The sequence below is a fragment of the Aquirufa nivalisilvae genome, assembly GCF_003143535.1.
GTDB classification, from domain to species: Bacteria; Bacteroidota; Bacteroidia; order Cytophagales; family Spirosomataceae; genus Aquirufa; species Aquirufa nivalisilvae.
Window position 1 is genome coordinate 2,753,170 of sequence record NZ_CP029346.1, and the last position, 16,331, is coordinate 2,769,500.

General features: G+C 37.8%; 13 protein-coding genes. 11 read left to right on the top strand and 2 right to left on the bottom strand.

The window, feature by feature from the left end; all coding sequences use genetic code 11:
* Positions 1-2 precede the first annotated feature (2 nt).
* The 7 genes from HME7025_RS11725 to HME7025_RS11755 all read left to right on the top strand — a co-directional run bounded on the left by HME7025_RS11725 (position 3) and on the right by HME7025_RS11755 (position 8,886).
* Positions 3-1,400 (top strand): NADH-quinone oxidoreductase subunit N, encoded by a 1,398-nt coding sequence (locus HME7025_RS11725; protein ID WP_109324237.1) that lies wholly within the window; start codon positions 3-5, stop codon positions 1,398-1,400.
* A gap of 12 nt (positions 1,401-1,412) precedes the next feature.
* Positions 1,413-1,907 carry a GtrA family protein gene (locus tag HME7025_RS11730; protein ID WP_109324238.1) on the top strand — a complete coding sequence of 165 codons (495 nt, stop codon included), beginning with the start codon at positions 1,413-1,415 and terminating at the stop codon, positions 1,905-1,907.
* Positions 1,908-2,104: 197 nt separating this feature from the next.
* Complete coding sequence (locus HME7025_RS13470; protein WP_193495328.1) at positions 2,105-2,278, top strand: hypothetical protein; 174 nt, start codon at positions 2,105-2,107, stop codon at positions 2,276-2,278.
* Positions 2,279-2,341: 63 nt separating this feature from the next.
* A complete protein-coding gene (locus HME7025_RS11740) occupies positions 2,342-2,965 on the top strand; it encodes a SprT-like domain-containing protein (protein WP_109324242.1) in 624 nt (207 codons plus the stop codon).
* On the top strand, positions 2,925-6,266 hold the full coding sequence (gene porU / locus HME7025_RS11745) for a type IX secretion system sortase PorU (RefSeq protein ID WP_109324243.1): 3,342 nt from the start codon (positions 2,925-2,927) through the stop codon (positions 6,264-6,266). Before HME7025_RS11740 ends, porU begins: the two co-directional genes overlap by 41 nt.
* Before the next feature lie 101 nt (positions 6,267-6,367).
* A complete protein-coding gene (porV, locus tag HME7025_RS11750; RefSeq protein ID WP_154401971.1) occupies positions 6,368-7,549 on the top strand; it encodes a type IX secretion system outer membrane channel protein PorV in 1,182 nt (393 codons plus the stop codon).
* Between the two features lie 68 nt (positions 7,550-7,617).
* Positions 7,618-8,886, top strand: a complete 1,269-nt coding sequence (locus HME7025_RS11755; protein ID WP_109324253.1) for a M16 family metallopeptidase — start codon at positions 7,618-7,620, stop codon at positions 8,884-8,886.
* On the opposite strand, the gene HME7025_RS11760 is transcribed toward HME7025_RS11755, so the two are convergent.
* Positions 8,883-9,791, bottom strand: coding sequence for a PfkB family carbohydrate kinase (locus HME7025_RS11760; RefSeq protein WP_109324254.1), 909 nt, complete (start codon positions 9,789-9,791; stop codon positions 8,883-8,885). The genes HME7025_RS11755 and HME7025_RS11760 overlap by 4 nt on opposite strands.
* Before the next feature lie 10 nt (positions 9,792-9,801).
* Positions 9,802-10,980, bottom strand: coding sequence for a hypothetical protein (locus HME7025_RS11765; RefSeq protein WP_109324271.1), 1,179 nt, complete (start codon positions 10,978-10,980; stop codon positions 9,802-9,804).
* Between the two features lie 170 nt (positions 10,981-11,150).
* On the opposite strand from HME7025_RS11765, the gene cysS reads away from it, so the two are divergent.
* The 4 genes from cysS to dxs all read left to right on the top strand — a co-directional run bounded on the left by cysS (position 11,151) and on the right by dxs (position 16,274).
* Positions 11,151-12,644 carry a cysteine--tRNA ligase gene (gene cysS / locus HME7025_RS11770; RefSeq protein WP_109324273.1) on the top strand — a complete coding sequence of 498 codons (1,494 nt, stop codon included), beginning with the start codon at positions 11,151-11,153 and terminating at the stop codon, positions 12,642-12,644.
* Positions 12,645-12,648: 4 nt separating this feature from the next.
* Entirely contained in the window at positions 12,649-13,389 is a 741-nt protein-coding gene (locus tag HME7025_RS11775; RefSeq protein WP_109324274.1) for a rhomboid family intramembrane serine protease, read from the top strand.
* A gap of 1 nt (position 13,390) precedes the next feature.
* Positions 13,391-14,254 (top strand): rhomboid family protein, encoded by an 864-nt coding sequence (locus HME7025_RS11780; protein WP_109324275.1) that lies wholly within the window; start codon positions 13,391-13,393, stop codon positions 14,252-14,254.
* A gap of 67 nt (positions 14,255-14,321) precedes the next feature.
* On the top strand, positions 14,322-16,274 hold the full coding sequence (dxs, locus tag HME7025_RS11785) for a 1-deoxy-D-xylulose-5-phosphate synthase (RefSeq protein WP_109324276.1): 1,953 nt from the start codon (positions 14,322-14,324) through the stop codon (positions 16,272-16,274).
* Positions 16,275-16,331 lie beyond the last annotated feature (57 nt).

Here is a 16,331-nt window from a genome sequence, read left to right on the forward strand (position 1 = left end):
TTATGACGGCTATCATTGCTTTATCTCTTTTTGGTATTAGTAACTTATTCTTAGGGTTTTGGTTCCCAAGAAAAACGATACAAATGGTTACCCTATTATTTTTAGTGGTTTCCATGGCTTTGACAGTTTCCGACTGGAATCATGAATTATTGTGGTTTGGGAATATGTTCCGTACAACCAACACTTCCATTAATTTTAGTCTAATCATACAATTGGCCGCCTTTTTTGTCGTGGCCTTTTCTAAGGCATTTGGTCAAGATGATGAGCACACTCATCCGGCAGAATACTATGCCATTATGCTGTTTTCAGTTGTTGGGGCCATTTTAATGGTGTCCTTCGACCACATGATTGTCCTGTTTGTAGGTTTAGAAATATTATCAGTTGCCATGTATGTTTTGACGGGTAGCGACAAGAGAAATCTTCGTTCCAATGAAGCAGCCATTAAATATTTCTTAATGGGTTCATTCACAACAGGTATCTTGTTATTTGGTATAACCCTGGTTTACGGAGCTACACACTCATTTTACATGTCGAACATAGGGACTATTCTGACCAATACAGCTCCAGAATCCATGCCTAGTTTCTTGTTCATCGGTGTATTGTTAATCATCGTTGGGCTATTATTTAAAGTATCTGCAGCCCCGTTCCACTTTTGGACACCTGATGTATACGAAGGGGCTCCTACCATTTTCACGATGTTTATGTCAACCATTGTGAAAACAGCCAGCTTTGCAGCCTTGTTCCATTTGGTTTCTGGCATCTTCGGCAGCTTATACACTGTTTGGGTATTACCTGTTTATTTCATCAGTATGCTAACACTGGTAGTAGGAAATATTTCAGCTGTATATCAACAGAGCGTTAAAAGAATGCTAGCTTTTTCTAGTATTTCTCATGCAGGTTACCTCTTATTAACCGTTAGTTCCAAGCAAATTAGTACGACATCGAGTATACTATACTATTCTTTATCGTACACGTTGGCCACAGTGGTAGCATTTGCCGTATTGATTTTGGTTTCAGAATACCAAAGTGCCCGCGTGGAGAAACCAGAAAACTTCAGTTCATTTGAAGGTTTAGCTAAAAACAACCCAGGTTTAGCATTATGCTTCACTATTTCCATGCTTTCTTTAGCTGGTATTCCCTTAACAGCTGGTTTCTGGGGTAAGTTTTTTATCTTTTCAGATACCTTTAGTAGAAATATTATCTACCCAGTTATCTTAGCCATCTTAATGTCTGCAGTCGGTATTTACTATTATTTCAAAGGTATTATAGCTGTATACTTAAAAGCTGGTGAGATTGAAAAAATAGAAGTCCCTGTACTATTCAAAATGGCCCTTTGGGCTTGCACATTGGGTACCATTATTTTAGGCGTTTACCCTAGCTTAGTCAAAAGCGTTTTCTAATTATTAGCCATTTTGAGCAAATCGAACTCTAAACTATTTAATAAAAAAGACCTACTCGCCTATTTCCTCATTGCGGGAACGGGTGCCATAGTTCAATTGGTAGCTGGTGGCCTTATTAAAGATTGGTTTAAAGTAAGCTACGAAGAATCCATTCTACCTGCCTATTACATTTCTCTGGTTGTTGGCTTTATTTTAACCAAATTATTCGCTTTCAATGCTCGTCAGTCGAAGCAGACCCGAAGAGAAATGATCAAGTTCTTAATGGTCGCCTCCTTTTCTGGATTTGTCACTTGGTTTTTTAGTGTTCTTCCTTACCGAGGTTTAAATACGATCATGAGTGATTTTTATTGGCAAATCCCTTATTCTGTTAAAAAAATCAACCTAACTCAAGTGCTTACAACCATCAATGGAATGGGCTTTAGTTTTGTGTCAAACTATGTTTTACACAAATCTTTCACCTTCAAAAGCAGTGGATTTTACGACCGTTTCAAGGATTTAATCCGTTAATTTTGTTCAATTCTTAGAAATACTTAAGATTTACTTAATGTTTTTAGAATCAAAAAAGTGCCCCTATTGGCCACATTGGCATTTTTTCAATTAACCTCGACTCAATACTTAAAAATTTCTTAAAATTTTTGTCGGAATAATTGGTAGATACGATTCAATCCATTAGTTTTGTAGCTCAAACCTTAAATATCAAAAAAATGAAAAAAGTATTCGCTCTAGCTTTCGTTGCTGCAATGGTAACTTTGGCATCTTGTGGTGAGAAAAAAACTGAAGCTGCTGCTGACACTGTAGCTGTTGATACTGCTGCTGCTGCTGCTGTTGATACTGCTGCTGCTGACACTGCTGCTGCTGACACTGCTGCTAAGAAATAATTTCTAAGCAAAAGAGAGAAAAATCCTTTGCATGCGAAGGATTTTTTTTATGCCCTTTACACAATGGTCAAAAGTAAAAGAATTCAATCCTTTTTCGATCATTTCCCCGCCAGTGTAGCTGAGTACTGTTTTCAGCTTTGGCAAGATTATTCTTTTGATTTTATTGTCAGTAAAGAACGTGGTTCCAAATTAGGGGACTACCGTTTTTCCCCAAAAAAAGGGCACCAAATTACGGTCAACCACAACCTCAATCCTTATGCTTTTTTGGTCACCTACATTCATGAGGTTGCCCACTTAACTACTTACCTAGCTTTCAAAAACAAGGTATCTCCACATGGAAAGGAATGGAAACAGGAGTTTTACAAATTGTTTGAACCCATCCTTGATCCTGAATTACTCCCTGAACGCTTCGTTTTAGTCCTACAAACCTACCTGAAAAACCCAACCGCTTCTTCTTCCATGTATACCCCTTTGGTGGAAGTTTTAAAGACCTTTGATCCTGAAAACCCATTAGTTAGTCTACATGAATTAGAAGAAAATCAATTGTTTTTTCTAAAAAACCTCCGACTAGTCAAAGGGAAACTTCGTAGAACACGTTACATTTGCAAAGAACAGATTAGCGGGAAACTCTATTTAGTAGCCAAAAATGCCCAAGTTAGCCTATTGGAAAACCACTCGACCGATTAGTCCTGGACATCTCTTCTTGGCTTTCATTTCTTTTTTCCTGTTTCCTCGGATCAATTTAGCTCAATCGCATTCTGTCCTATCAGAAGGTACATGGACAAAAGTTGCCATTACTCAAACTGGTGTCTATCAAATTAATAAAGAATGGCTACTTAAACACAAAATCGATCCTAGCCGAATTAATCCTCAGAAAGTGGCTGTATATCAAGGCCAAAGAGGTGTGCTCCCCCAATTAACTAGTAGCACTAGATTAAAAGATTTAGAGCCTATTACCAGTTTATTTATCGGAGAAGAGAACGGTATTTGGGATGAAAGTGATCAAATTTGTTTTTTCGCTGAGTCTCCCCATCTCACTCAATGGGATAAAGTTCTAAAAAAATGGAAAACCGACACTCATCCCTACAGTGATTCCGCTTACTACTTTATCCGTTGGGATAGTCCAAGTACCAAGAGAATCAAGCAAAGCAAATGGGAAACAGGCCAAGATCCAAGCTTAGATTTTGCTTGGTCACATTTTCATTATCAACCTGATTTAACCAATGCCATTCAATCAGGAAGACAATGGCTCGGTGATGCCTTTTATGGAAATAGTGAAAAAATCATTCAATATCCCATCAAAGATTACAAAGAAGGGAAAGCAGCCCAACTTTTTGGCCAATTAGCCTCCAGCTCCGTTAAAGAAGGAACATTCTATTTCACCATAGAAAACAATACAATTTCACCATGGGTACTAAATAGCATATCCGGGGATCGATATGATCAAAAAGTACAAATCAAAAATTTTTCAAGTGAAGTGATTCCCGTCATTAAAAACAATCAGTGGTCCTGGAAAATCAATTATGTCAATTCCGTTGGAACAGGCTATCTCAATAGCCTAACACTCAATTACCCTAGGATACTCAATGCCACGAATGAAAATCCATTGTATTATTTTACCAATCTTCAAGATTCTACCTTCAGTATTTCTATTCAAAATCTATCTAAACAACATCAAATTTGGTTAAAAAATGGAGAGCAGGATTGGCTTAGCCTCTCAAATGATCAAGCCAAAGCTAAAATCACTGCCTCTGCTGGAAGTAGCCTATTACTTTTTGATCCGACTAAACTGTCGACACCTAGCTTCATTCAACAGCTTGCCAACCAAGATATCAAACAAAATCCAACTAGCGAACTCATTATAGTCAGCAGCCCAGCCTTACATATTGCCGCCGAAAAACTCGCCCTATATAAAAATAAACAAGCCAATATTAAAACGACTGTCATCACCACCGATTTAATTTATCATGAATATTCTGGAGGTAAACAAGATGTAACAGCTATTCGAGATTATTTATATGATCAAAAAAATAGGCCAAATGCCCTTTTAAAGTACGTTATACTGTTAGGTGATGCCACAATCGACTATAAAAACAAGAATACTATATCCACGTCAGCTGAAAAGTCCAGCTACGTACCCACTTATGAAAGTAGAGAATCATATCATCCGCTCCTAAGTTATGCTTCTGATGATTATTTTGGTTTACTTGCTTCAGGTCAAGGCGATTGGATAGAAGGAGATTTCCCTATCAATGAAAGCTTATCCATAGGAGTTGGTCGATTACCCGCTAGGAATCCCGACGAAGCTTTGGTACTGGTCAATAAACTGATAGATTATTCAGAAAAACAAAAATTGGCCAAAGCTTCTCTATTTCAATTCAGTTGGATAGCAGATGATGGCGATTCGAATTTACATACTCAAGATGCTGAAGATTTCTCTAGCAGTTTAGCCCAGAGTAACCCCATTTTTCAGAAACAAAAAATCTATTTGGATCAATATCCGATGGAAATGACAAATGGGATTTACACCTCGAAAGCCACTAAGCAACAGGTGAAAAATGCCTGGGAAAAATATGGGGATTTTATTCACTTTATTGGACATGGGGCAGAAACGGTTTGGACGGATGAAAAAATCTGGACAACGGAGGATATTCAAAAAATTACGAATGCCCAACATCTCCCATGGATACTGACCGCTACTTGTCAATTTGGAAGATTTGATGACCCCAATGTGCTTTCTGGGTCCGAATTAAGTCTTATATCTGATAAAGGAGGCGCCATTGGTTTAATCAGTACTACAAGACCCGTATTTCAAAGTAGTAATTATATCTTTGGTCAAGCCTTTTATCGACTTATCAAAGAACATGCCCATGATAAAAATTATCGCATGGGGGATTTGTTTCGAGATTCAAAAAATCAAAGTCATGCTGGAGTTATCAATCGAAATATTAGTCTATTGGGAGACCCCACAATGAACTTACCCTGGTCCTACCAGTCGATTGATTTACCTATAGACACCCTTTTGGCTGGCTCTGAGACACCTATCACCATTCCAATCTCTGCTAATTTAGAGGAAGTAGAAGTAACACTCATTGGACCTAAGCTTGCTCAAAAAACATTAGGGACTAAATCCCCTTCATTTTCCTATCAAAAAGACGGCGATACATTTTGGAAAATATCCAGTAAAATCTTGAATGGTAAAATCACAATCTCTCCCAAAAGCATTCCTCAGCTATCAAGTTCAGTCCAGGAAGTAAATTTAAAAGTGATCGGAAAAGATCAAGAAGGAAATACCTGGGGAGGAGCTAAATCCATATGGCTCAAAACTAGCCAACAGAATTTATCTGACAAGCAAGGTCCAAGCATACAAATTAGCATCAACGAACCCAATGTAGAAGCCACGAGTTCGAAACCGATCTTAGAAATTCAACTCAAAGATGATGTAGGTTTTTTATGGCAAAAATTAAATGGAGAAATTAGCTATTTGAGTATAAATGATACGCTTACAGTACCATTACTGGATTATTATAAACCAAATCCGGGTTTCGCTAATGAAGGAACGGTACTTTATCCTTTTCAAAATTTAGAACCTGGTATCTACAAAATTCAGGTAAAATGTTACGATTTAAACAATAACATGAGCGAGTCATCGTTTCGTTTTCAAGTTTCTAAAGAGAATCTTGCGGCTAATTTTTGCCTTGTATATCCAAATCCCTTCCAAGAACAGTTGAATATTCGCCTAAGTCAAGAAAAATTCTGGTCGGATTATCAGTATAATTTCAAAATTATCAACCTCTTGGGTCAAACCATTGTTGAAAAAAACGGAAATTTACTGGGAGGAGGTTCTGAATTCATTGATCTTTCTTTCGTATTCAAAGAAGCAGAGCTGAGAAATATAGGAATGGGAGCTTATTATATGCTTGAAATTAAAGATATAAGTGGTTCTGGTTTCCGTAAGTACAAGGGCAAAATAGCTACCTTAAAATAAATTTTGACAAATATTTTAGCTTATAAAACAACAATTAGCGTAAAAATGCCTATTTTTGGACTTCGCTTTATGCTGAATAGACTCTCTAATTTTTTTAAACAATGACGACAAACAATTCATTATTCCCAAAAGCATTATTAACCTTGGTAGCAGGCTTGATTAGTTCTTATGCATTTGGACAAGCATTAGTTTCTGGTCAAATAAATTCAGGAAGAATTCCTACACCAACCATGTTATTCTTGAATGTGGCTCCAGATGCTCGTTCGGCTGGAATGGGAGATGCTGGTGTCGCTATTTCATCGGATGTAAACGCCATTTATTGGAATCCAGCAAAATTAGCTACAGCTGAGAAGGACTTAGGATTTTCCATATCATATACTCCATGGTTAAGAAACTTGGTAAATGATATGGCTCTTTACAATATTGCTGGCTACAAAAAGACAAGCAAAGATCAAGCATTTGGATTCTCTATCAACTATTTTGATCAAGGTTTATTCCAAGCAACTACTTCAACAGGACAAAGTGCAGGAAATTTCAATTCGAAAGAATATGCTATTACTGTATCTCACGCTCGTAAATTATCCAACACATTATCTTTAGGTGTTAACTTAAAATACATTAACTCTAATTTATTAGGGAACTACACAGGAACCAATGGTTCAGGTGTTGCTATGAAACCTGCTCAAACAGTTGCTGCTGACGTAGCATTATATTGGAACAGCGTTTCTGCCAAAGAATGGAAATATACTTACGGTTTAGTTTTATCTAACATATCTGGTAAAGTTTCTTACGGTGGCGTTGATAAAAACTTCATTCCAACAAACTTACGTTTTGGTGTTGCCACAACGAAAGACATTTCAGAAGGTAATCGTTTAACCTTTACTTTAGATTTCAACAAATTAATGGTACCAACACCATATTCAATCGATGCTAATGGTGCTAAGGTTGGAAATGATCCAAACGATGCAACAGCAATCGGTGGTATCTTTAGTTCTTTGTTTGACGCTCCAGACGGATTTGGTGAAGAGTTAAAAGAAATTACTACTTCTATCGGTGCTGAATACTTATTCAATAATTCATTCGCTTTGAGAACAGGTTATTTCAATGAAAGCGAAATGAAAGGAAATCGTAAATATTTCACTTTCGGTGTTGGTTTCAAATTAGACCAAAAATACGGATTTGATTTTGCTTACTTAGTTCCAACAGGTTCTGGTAGCCCATTAGCTAATACACTTCGTGTGTCTTTATTAGCTGCTATCAATAATGGTTCTTCTAAGAAATAAGCTAAGCTACTTGTTTTGATTTCAAATGACATTCCTAGGGATGTCATTTGTTTTTTTACCCTACTACCATGCTAGACCGCTCCACTCCCCCTCCTGCTTTCCCGATTGAATTAGTGAAATTCCCTACTGTTGATGTATTTCATCTAAGTAATGGAATTCCCGTTTACTCCATTAATCTAGGAGAGCAACCTGTCTTCAAACTGGAAATTATTAGTCCAGCAGGATCAAAGTCTGGGTCGAAAGCTGGCTTAGCCAATATGGTAGCCAATCTGATGAGAAGAGGTACACTTGCTCATTCAGCTCAAGCAATACATGAAGCATTTGATTTCTTAGGTGCTTTTTGGGATATACAAGCCAATCTAGACAATGCCAATTTCTCTGTATATGGCTTAAATAAACACTTTGAAGCTCTGATTCCATGGGTCGCAGAACTTCTCAAAGAAGCAACATTTAGTCAAGAAGAATACGAAAAGGAAATTGCCATCGAGATCCAAAAAAACAAGTTGAATTGGCAAAAAACTTCATTCGCTGCTAGTCAGTTATTCCGTGGACAAATTTTCGGAAATCATGCCTATGGACGCTATTCTTCTCCCGAAAGTTTAGCTGATTTAAGCCGAAATGATTTATTTGATTTCTACACATCTACTTGGGCTAATGTAAAACCCATTATTTTCCTTTCTGGTAGAATTTCCGACCAAGAATTGCAGTTACTAGACCGGTTTATTGGACAATTACGCTTTGATCAGCCATGGCCAGGTAAACTACCTATTGTGACACCTCAAGCTGTACAAATCGAACATGACCGTCGAGATGGAGCCTTACAAACTTCCATCCGTGTTGGTAAATTAGCCATTGGAAGAAATCATCCAGATTACTTCCAATTCAGTATTCTGAACACCATATTAGGTGGATATTTTGGTTCTAGGCTTCAAAATAATATTCGCGAGGATAAAGGTTTCACCTATGGTATATCTTCCTCCATAGTGCCGCTGCAAGAGTCCTCTTATTGGGTGACTGGCACAGATGTCAATGGAGAAAATAGCGAACAAACCTTAGAGGAAATCAAGAAGGAAATCCGGATATTACAAAATGAATTGGTTTCCGAAGAAGAATTAGAATTAGTTAAAAACTATTTGATGGGCAGTTTTACTGGCGAACTTACTCAGGCCTTTGACATTGCTGAAAAAATCAAAGTCATTCAGTTGGAAAACCTAGCGCCTGACTTCTATGATCAATTTCAAACGCAGATTATTCAATGCCAAGCTCAAGAATTGCGCGAAATAGCGAATCAATACTTGAACTTGGATGAATTACATGTGGTCATGGTGGGAGCTTAGAACCTAGCTAACTCTCTAAACTCATTCACACGAGACTCTAGATCCGCTGGACTAATTTCAAACAAACGCTCTGTTCCAAATTTCTCAACGCAGAAGGAAGCCATAGCTGAACCATATACAATGGCTTGGCGCATGCTTTCAAAAGACACATCGTCTTTCTGAGCTAGATAACCAATAAATCCACCTACAAAGGTATCTCCTGCTCCCGTTGGATCGAATACTTCTTCCAAAGGCAAAGCTGGACAATAGAACATTTTATCTTCTTGGAACAACAAGGCGCCGTGCTCTCCTTTTTTGATAATCAATGTTTTAGGTCCCATGGCCATGATCATCTTAGCAGCTATTCTCAAAGAATATTGCTCAGATAACTGACGGGCTTCCTCATCATTGATACACAACACATCGACCATTTTCAATACGCGTTTCAAGTCGTCCATAGCTACATTCATCCAGAAATTCATCGTGTCCATTACGATTAATTTAGGGCGCTTGCTTAAACCTTGAATAGCATCTATTTGTACTTGTGGAGTCAAGTTACCCAACATTAAATAGTCGCAATCTTGATATGCCGTAGGAATTGTCGGCTGAAAATCAGCTAATACATTTAGGTCAGTCACCAAGGTATCACGCGTATTCATGTTATTATGATACTTGCCTGCCCAAAAGAAAGTTTTTTCTCCTTCTTTGATCTGTAAACCAGTCAAATCAATTCCTTTTTCTTCCAAAGTTTCCATGTATTCTTTAGGAAAATCGTCACCAACTACAGCAACTACATTTACTTTGGGTAAGAAAAATGCGGCAGATAAACTAATGTAAGTACAAGATCCACCGATAATTTTATCTGTTTTTCCGTAAGGGGTTTCTAGGGCATCAAAAGCCACTGTTCCAATTGATAATAAGCTCATTTTGAATTATTTAGCCAACTTTAGGACAACGACTAAAGGGCTGATTTGGATTAAATAAATAACGATAGGTAATGTATGTTTTATCGATACTGGCCCCTAACTGTGACACAAATCGAAGCATTTTTGGGTTAAAGTCTCCCACCCAATTCATATCCATTGTTTCATAAGGATAAAAAGGATTATCACGGGCAGCTTGACGGAATCTTAAAGCTATGGCAGACTCTACTCCTTTACCTTGGTGGTCAGGCACAACGCCAAAAATCACCCCACAGCAACGAGTTAAAGCCCCCTTCCATTTCAATAGTAAAAATTTAATCATTCCCCACACATTCATCTTTCCATTGAGATGCTTGACAATTTGATTCAAATCAGGAATGACAATAAAAAAAGCCACGGGATCTCCTTCAGCAGTATAAGCAAACCACAACAATTGTTCATCAATGATGGGCTTCATTTTCTTCACTAACTTCTGGGCTTGTTCTGAACTCATGGCTGTAACGCCTGGGAATTTTGCCCATGCCGCATTGAAGATAATTTTAAAGTCTTCGGCATATTTACTTAAATCCGATTTCTCAATATGCTTAAATACATAGTTGGGATTCTGATATATTCGTTGTGCTTTTTCTTCAATCGAGGGAGCTACATTAGCCGCAGAAACCGGGGAAACAAACACATATTGTTGGAAATAATCTTTGAAACCATAGCGCTCAAAAAAAGCGATATAATACTCTTTGGTCCAAGGCATTTTGTAGGTTGGTTCAAATTCCCAACCCTTTACCATTAATCCCCAAAAACTATCTCGTTCACCAAAATTAATAGGTCCGTCCATGGCTTCTAAACCCTTGGATTTCAACCAATCCGCACAAGCATCAAACAAGACAAAGGCAGCCTTTTCATCTTCAATACACTCAAAAAATCCCATACCCCCAGCAGCTAATTCTCCTTCCTTAGCTGGTTTGCCATCATAAAAAGCAGCAACCCGACCAATTACTTGATTTTCTTCATTAAATAACAACCAGCGAATAGCATCACCGTGTTTAAAATGAGGATTTTTTTTAGGATCAAAAATAGACTCAATGTCTGAATCCAAAGGGCGAATCCAATTAGCATCATGCGCATACAAGCTAACAGGAAAGGTTAAAAAAGCTTTTTTTAATAGGCTATCTTCAGCTACTTCTCGTAAATACATGCTGGATTTTAAATGGTATTTTAATATTTAAACAAAGATAATAGAATGAGTCGAGCAATCCGACCTCCCATAAAACATTCAAGGGCTATAAATCGTTTGGTGGTTTAAAAGAATCAAAGTAATTTTAGTTCTTTTACAAATAGCCCTTATGAAAAGGGAAAATAATTACCATGCAAGCCTTAAAATTATACAATACACTCAGTAGAGAAAAAGAATTATTCACGGCCATTAATGCTCCACATGTAGGTTTATATGTATGTGGGCCAACGGTCTATAATTATGTCCATCTGGGTAATTTAAGGACTTTCACCTCTTTTGACATACTTCATCGCTATTTGCGTCACTTAGGATATCAAGTACGCTATGTCAGAAACATCACCGATGTGGGTCACTTAGTGGGTGATGGTGATGAAGGCGAAGACAAAATTGGTAAAATGGCCAAGCTAGAAAAGCTAGAGCCCATGGAAATTGTACATCGCTACACGCAAAACTTTCACCAAGTTTTGGAACAATTCAATTTACTTCCACCGAGCATCGAGCCAACGGCTACGGGACATATTATGGAGCAAATTGAAACGACTAAAATATTATTAGACAAAGGATTAGCTTATGAATCCAATGGATCTGTCTATTTTGATATAGAAACCTACAATAAACAAGGCGGTGATTACGGGAAACTTTCTGGGCGTGTTTTGGAAGATTTATTAACGGAAACACGTGATTTAGATGGTGTCGGTGAAAAGAGAAATCCTCTGGATTTCGCCTTATGGAAAAAAGCTGCACCTGAACATTTAATGCATTGGCCTTCCCCATGGGGTGAAGGTTTTCCGGGCTGGCATTTGGAATGTACTTGCATGAGCCATAAATATTTAGGAGACACCTTTGATATACATGGTGGTGGAATGGACTTAAAATTTCCGCATCATGAATGTGAAATTGCGCAGGCTAAGGCGACTTATGGAAAAGCTCCAGTACGCTATTGGATGCATACCAATATGCTGACTGTCAATGGCCAAAAAATGAGCAAATCGCTGGGTAACTCATTTTTACCTTCGGAGTTATTTAGTGGAAGTCACCCTTTATTGGAACAGGCGTATAGTCCCATGACAGTTCGTTTTTTCATGTTACAATCGCAGTATAGAAGCACCTTGGACTTTTCTAATGAGGCGCTCAAGGCCGCTCAAAAAGGCTATAAGCGAATTGCCAATGGCTTACGAATTGTCAAGAACATGACTTTCCCAATAGTTGCCATTAACTCAGCTATTGATACCAAACATGGAGAAGAAATTCAGGCTGCTGTTCAAGGATGCTATGATGGAATGAACGATGATTTAAACACGGCAGTTACAATAGCTAATTTATTCACCTTGTTGAAGAAAATAAATCAAATTTATACTGGTCAAGTTTCGTTAGAATCAATTGGAGAAGAGTCGTTTAGTTTATTAAAATCAAGTTATATTTCTTTCTTAGAAGAAATTTTAGGCATTAAAGAAGAACTTCCTGACAATTGGGAAAGCATGATTCAAGGTTTACTTCAACTGTATTCTGAATTCAAGCAGAGTAAGCAATACGACAAAGTGGATGAAATTAGAACTACGTTCAAATCCATGGGATTAATTATTAAAGACATGAAAACCTCCATTGATTGGGGTTACGAAGAATAAAAAAATGCTACAAAACTTAACACCAACAGTACGTACTTTATTGTTAATCAATGTGGGCCTTTATCTGATCAAAGGCTTTGGTTTTCCGCAAGAATTACTCACATTACATTATTTTGGAGCGAGCGATTTTCGCTTTTTCCAGGTGGTAAGCTATATGTTTGTACATGCTAGTTTCATGCACCTACTGGGAAATATGTTTGGTCTTTACATGTTCGGCTCTTTATTAGAACGTATCTGGGGTGCTCAACGCTTTCTTTTCTTTTACTTTTTTTGCGGAATAGGTGCAGGGCTTTTGTATATGGGTATCCAACATTTCATTGATTTTGCGGAAATCAGAAGAGCAACAGAACTAGTATTATCCAATCCCAACTCCGATAATTTAATTGATTATGCCCAACATTATGGGGTTATATCGGCCCCAGGAGGACAAATCAACATCAACTGGGTGATCGCTAATTATGAAGCTCTAATCAATATGGGAGCTTTAGGAGGTGCATCAGGAGCCATTTTTGGAATCATCATGGCATTTGGCTACTTATTCCCAAATTCAGAAATGTTTTTATTCCCTTTCCCCATACCAATCAAGGCTAAATATTTTGTTACCTTTTACGGACTTTATGAACTCTATGCAGGGATACAGCAAAGTCAAGGGGACAATGTGGCTCATTTTGCTCATATTGGAGGAATGATTTTTGCCGTGATTCTTTTAAAAGTTTGGAAAACACAAAGAAACAATTTCTATTGAGATGAAAAGTATTTGGCAGGATATCAAACTCGTCATACAAAATCCAGAAAATGGATTGTGGCGACTTATTTTGGCCAATGTCTTCGTATTTGTGGGCGTGTCGTTGAGTCATGTATTTTTATCCCTTGCAGGAAAAGAAGCTTGGTATAATCAACTATTAGAACAAATCGCTCTTTCTTCCCAACCCAAGATTGTATTGTACAAACCTTGGACCTTCTTTACATATTTCTTTGCCCATTTTGAAATATTCCATTTGGTATTTAATATGCTATTCCTGTATTGGTTTGGCAGTATCATTTATACATTTATAGGTCAAAAACGCCTCATTCAATTATATTTTTTAGGGGGATTAGCAGGAGCAATTGTCTACATATTATTATTAAATAGCTTCTCCTATTTCGTTATGAAAGGGCCCATTTATCTCAATGGCGCCTCTGCTAGTGTTTTTGCCATTGTTGTAGGGGCAGCAACTTTACAGCCCAATTATAAAGTTCATCTGTTAATTTTTGGGGAAGTAGCCATTAAATATGTAGCCGCATTTTACATACTTTGGTCTATGATTGAAACTACAGGCACAAATGCTGGAGGTAATATAGCCCATTTAGGAGGGGCCTTATTAGGCTTTCTTTATGCCTATTCATATCAAAGAAAACAATTACGGCGACCTGCTCCAGAAGAAAAAATTTATTCTTACTCCATGACAGTTCAAAAGAAAATTCAAGATTTTGTTGAGCAAAATGAGCCAGAAGAGATTGAAGAGGATGAATTGAATGCTATTTTAGATAAAATTTCGACCTCCGGTTATGAAAGTTTAAGTAAGCATGAAAAGAAACGATTGTTTAAAGCAAGTCAAAAAAATGACTAGTCAGCCGAAAACATTTTTACCTTTGTATTGTTAAATCAGAACCCTTCATCAAAATTACCCCTACAAGATGCAATTTCAAGCCGGACCGATCTTAAGCAAAATCCAATCCCCTGCGGATTTGCGAAAGTTGTCCCCTGCAGAATTACCTGCGGTTTGCCATGAATTGCGCCAATTTATCATTGATCACGTCTCTGTCAATGGAGGGCATTTTGGAGCATCTTTAGGTGTAACGGAATTAACAGTTGCTCTACATTATGTATTCAATACACCAGATGACCAACTTGTTTGGGATGTAGGTCATCAGGCTTATGGACACAAAATACTGACGGGTCGTCAGGATTCATTTCATACTAATCGACTACTAGGAGGAATTAGCGGCTTCCCAAAGCGTTCTGAGAGTGAATACGATGCATTTGGCGTAGGCCACTCATCTACTTCTATTTCTGCGGCATTGGGTATGGCTGTAGCTTCTCGGTATAAAAAAGAATTTCATAAACAGCATATTGCCGTCATAGGAGATGGTTCCATGACTGCAGGTATGGCTTTTGAAGCCATGAATCATGCTGGAGATATTCCCAACAACATGCTGATTATCTTAAATGATAATTGCATGGCGATTGACCCCAATGTTGGAGCTTTAAAGGAATATTTAACCGATATCACCACCTCGCATACTTACAACCGCGTAAAAGACGATGTCTGGAATCTATTGGGGAAGATGTCTAAATTCGGTAAATCCGCGCAAGAAATTGTTTCAAAAATAGAAAACGGATTAAAAGCTACCTTACTCAAGCAAAGTAACTTATTTGAGTCCCTTAATTTAAGGTACTTTGGCCCCATTGACGGACATGATGTTCAATATTTAACCACGGTGTTAAATGATTTAAAAGATATTCCAGGGCCTAAGATATTACATTGTATTACAACTAAAGGTAAAGGCTATTCTTTAGCTGAAAAAGATCAAACACTTTGGCATGCTCCTGGAAAATTTGACAAAATCACTGGAGAGATCCATAAAAAGACCTTTGACAACCCACAACCTCCTAAATATCAGGAAGTTTTCGGTCATACAATTTTAGAATTGGCAGAACAAAATCCCAAAATTATGGGAATTACTCCTGCCATGCCTTCTGGGTCCTCTTTGAATATCATGATGAGAGCCATGCCAGATCGTGCGTTTGATGTAGGTATAGCCGAACAACACGCAGTTACCTTCTCAGCCGGATTAGCTACTCAAGGACTCACTGTTTTTTGTAATATTTATAGTTCTTTCATGCAAAGAGGCTACGATCAAGTGGTCCATGATGTTTGCCTGCAAAAACTACCTGTTATATTCTGTTTAGATCGAGCAGGTCTAGCCGGTGCCGATGGTCCTACCCACCATGGTTTATATGATTTGGCCTATATGCGCTGCCTACCAAACATGATTGTAGCTGCTCCCAAAAACGAACAGGAGCTCAGAAACATCATGTATACCGCCTCATTAGATAAATTCAAAGAACATCAGAAGGCCATAACTATTCGATACCCACGAGGCGCAGGTGTCATGCCCGTTTGGAGAACTTCTTTTGAAGAAATTAAAATTGGTCAAGGGCAAAAAGTTCTTGATGGAGAAGAAATTGCCGTTTTAAGTATTGGCCATATAGGAAATGAAGCGGAAATAGCTTGCCAAAAAGCAAAATCTTTGGGTATGAATCCCGCACTCTATGACATGCGATTCGTGAAACCATTGGATGAAAAAATACTTCATGAAGTATTTTCAACATACAATCAAATCATTACCGTGGAAGACGCTTGCGTTCAAGGAGGTTTTGGTTCTGCCATTGCCGAATTTATGCTGGATCACGGTTATAATAAACCAATTTTACGTTTAGGAGTCCCTGACGATATTATTGAACATGGAGAACCTCATGAACTTTACCAATTATGCGGGATTGATTCCGAGAATATCCTGAAAAAAATTGCTGATTTTTATCCGAACAAAATCAAATCTGCTTCTCAGAAAGTAAATCAAGACTAAGATTTCACGATTTGATTATCTTCAATTAGTACTTTTCTAAGAAATTATCCCTACCTT